Source organism: Psychrobacter sp. ANT_H56B, from assembly GCF_008369245.1.
Classification (GTDB): Bacteria; Pseudomonadota; Gammaproteobacteria; order Pseudomonadales; family Moraxellaceae; genus Psychrobacter; species Psychrobacter cryohalolentis.
On record NZ_VOBF01000023.1, the window covers coordinates 1 to 3,052 of the forward strand.

The following is a 3,052-nucleotide window of genomic DNA, read 5'->3' on the forward strand; positions in this document are numbered from 1 at the left end:
GATAAAAAGAACTTCCCTCTATTTTTAAAAGAGTGTGAGTTTAGATTCAATTATGGCGCACCGTCTAATCAGCTTAAAACGTTGAGAAAATGGTGTGATATTTAATCCTTATCTACTACAGCCCCTAGATTAATCGTCCCCTGACGACTGATAAGCCAGCCATCAGACGTTAGCAAAATGGCTGATGATGGCAATGCCTTTAAAATCTCAGCAAGCACTTCTAACGTTTGCTTATTATTTGTCTCAGGTTGCGCAATATATAAATAACATTGCTGCCAAAGCGCTAAGTTCGGCGCGCTAATCAGCTCTGATAGAGGTAGTACTTTATCACTTAGAGTATCTGGCAATTTACTGATAAATGGTTTTGTATTTGCCTCATTTTGCTTTGTAGATAACCATAAGCTGTGACTAGTTTCTACTAGTGACTTCTCTTTCGTACTACTATGCGCATTTTGCGCAGTCCGATAAGTAAATAAAGCTGTTAAGTCCTGCTTAAGCGCTTGCCATAAGCTGTGTGGTTTCTCAGAATCATCGCTCGCGTTATCAATGCTTGGCTGCATGTTTTGATTGCAAACCAATACATGACTATCCAACCACAACGCCAATACGCTATCGAGTAATTGCGCATGTTGTTTGCCTTTCTCGCTTAGCTCAATCTGCTCGCGCAAGGTGATAATGGTCAATTGGTTATAGTCGCTGACTATTTCGCTTTCTAAATCACCTTTAACATCGGCAGTTTTTGCATGAACAAGCGGTTGCGATTTTGGAATAGGCTTAGGATGCAATATCTGGTGTAGGGTATCGTACTCACTTGCCAATACGGCATGACGTTTTTCAAATTCACTTAACTCGCGCTGCTGCATGTTTAAACGCTGCTGTAAATCATGCGCTTGCGGTTGTAGCTCTGACAGACGTTCATCAACGCTATCTTGTTGACGCTCAATCTGTTGCAGCTGTTTATTTAGCTCAGTCACTTTCGTGTCTAATGTGTGCTGTAAATTGTTCGCATCAGCCGGCTCTTGCTCGTCGGCACAATTATTTAGAGATACAGACTGTTGTAATTGCTGCCAGAGATTTTGCCAATTTTGCTGGCGGCGCTGCCACTTATCATGGTTTTGCTGATAACGTTTTTGCGCTTGGCTATTAATCGCTTGCTGCTGCTCAAGCGAGCGCACGGTATCTTGCAGGCGTGACAGCTGATTTTGCGCATCATGGTAGGCGCGCTGCAACGGTTGCTCGTTGCGTTTATGCGCTTCACGTTTATTCGTTAATTCAATGAGCTTCGGACGCAATAATTCTAGCACCTTCTGCTGCTCAGCTTCATCAGATTTTAAGCGCTCAATTTCATCGACTGCTTGCTGACGCTGCTGCTCTAAGCTGGCAAGTTGCTGCTCAATGGTGGTCAGCTGTGACTTTGCATCGCTAAGCTCATGCTCAGCTTGTTGATAGCTTAGCTGCTGCTGGTAATGGTTACTTTGGGCATCGTCTTTTAGCCATTGTTCTTGATTGATATGGGCAGCAAGCTTATCTTGCTTAGCTTTTAGAGTCTCATAGCTGACTTGTAGTGTGGCGACTTCATTAGCGCTACGTTCATGGGCGATTTTTTGCTGCTGCTGATTATGCTTTGCTTGATATAACTGCTGAATGGCAAGTTGTTGTTTAATATCAGCAAGTGTTAACGCTAACTCTTCGTAACGCTCAGCACTGGCGGCTTGCTTAGATAAGCGTTTTTGTTGGCTCACCAGCTCGCTTTGCATATCGTGCAGACGTGCTAAATTATCCTGCGTCTTCTCAAGCTTCTTTTGCGTTTCTTCGCGGCGCGCTTGATAGCGTGAAACCCCTGCCGCTTCTTCGATGAATTCACGTAGCTGCAGTGGGCTAGATTCAACAATACGCCCAATCATACCCTGCTCGATGACAGCATAACTGCGCGCGCCAAGACCCGTGCCCAAGAATACATCGACCACATCACGACGACGACAGCGCGTGCCATTGATAAAATAATCTGAGCGACCTTCCTTATTTACCTGACGACGAACGGACAGCTCTTGATACAGATTAAACTCATGGCGAATACCGTTTTGCTCATCTTGCGTATGCTCAAAAGTCAGCTCAACGCTGGCGGCACTTTTGGCGGCTTTATCTTGCGTACCAGCAAAGATAACGTCACTCATCGCCCCGCCACGTAATTGCTTGGCAGAGGTCTCACCCAGCACCCAGCGAATGGCATCGATGACGTTGGATTTGCCGCAGCCATTTGGCCCGACAATGGCGGTGATGCCATGGCGGAAGGTAAAAGTGGTAGGATTGGCAAAGGATTTAAAGCCTGCCAGCTTGAGAGATTTTAGACGCATGAATAATCAGTAAACTTAGCAAAAACAGGCGGCTATTCTACCTCAAATTGTGCTAAATTTTTAGGGTTTATGAGGGACGCTATAATATGGCTTAAAATCAATATCATTAATTTAAACACTAAAAACCACGAGAATTAAAATGACTAACTATAATCCGCAAGAATTGCAGCAAAAATATGAAGAATGGTGCGCACTATACCGCCAGCAGCTTAAAGCGCAACAGCAGTTTTTGCAAGCTGAAGCATTGCTAAACGAGTTGAAAGATTATTATCTTAATCCACAATGGATGGCGGATCGTGAAGCAGATCTGCCAATTGAGCACTCAGGTAAAGAGCACTCTATATTTAGTGAAGATACGCTATGGAATATGCTCACTGACCGTGACGAGCTGGCACGACAGTGGATGCGTTTAGGGCTAGATGCGATTGATAGGAAGTAAAGCTTTAAGTCTTGGTAAATAATTTTTATCTATAATCATTAAAGACTATCATAGTTGATTAATTCGCTCTTGACCATCAAGTATAAATTTACATTATAATATAAAATAATGTGACTTATAGTCCGTGGACTCATAGTATAGTCAGTCTAGAATAAAAGAGATACAACCCATATCATGAAACAGTTTAGGTAGATTATTCTCCATCCAGCCTTGGCGTAGAAATTTTGCCTGTGCCCACTTCTTTTCAATGGGATTTAGA

Annotated in this window: 1 protein-coding gene and 2 pseudogenes; 2 read left to right on the forward strand and 1 reads right to left on the reverse strand. The window is 43.3% G+C overall.

Going from position 1 to position 3,052, the window contains the following annotated elements:
* Positions 1-105 (forward strand): annotated as a pseudogene (locus tag FQ082_RS12875) (IS1595 family transposase); the annotation flags it as partial.
* Positions 106-1,181: 1,076 nt separating this feature from the next.
* Here FQ082_RS12875 and FQ082_RS13235 read toward each other — a convergent pair.
* Positions 1,182-2,354, reverse strand: a pseudogene (locus tag FQ082_RS13235) (chromosome segregation SMC family protein); the annotation flags it as partial.
* Positions 2,355-2,493: 139 nt separating this feature from the next.
* Here FQ082_RS13235 and FQ082_RS12885 point away from each other — a divergent pair.
* Positions 2,494-2,793: a DUF4298 domain-containing protein gene (locus tag FQ082_RS12885; RefSeq protein ID WP_149493454.1), complete on the forward strand. Its 300-nt coding sequence runs from the start codon at positions 2,494-2,496 to the stop codon at positions 2,791-2,793.
* Positions 2,794-3,052: the final 259 nt, after the last annotated feature.

Excerpts from the sequence above, each read along its gene's own strand:
- FQ082_RS12885 (WP_149493454.1), top strand. The coding sequence starts at position 2,494 with ATGACTAACTATAATCCGCAAGAATTGCAGCAAAAATATGAAGAATGG.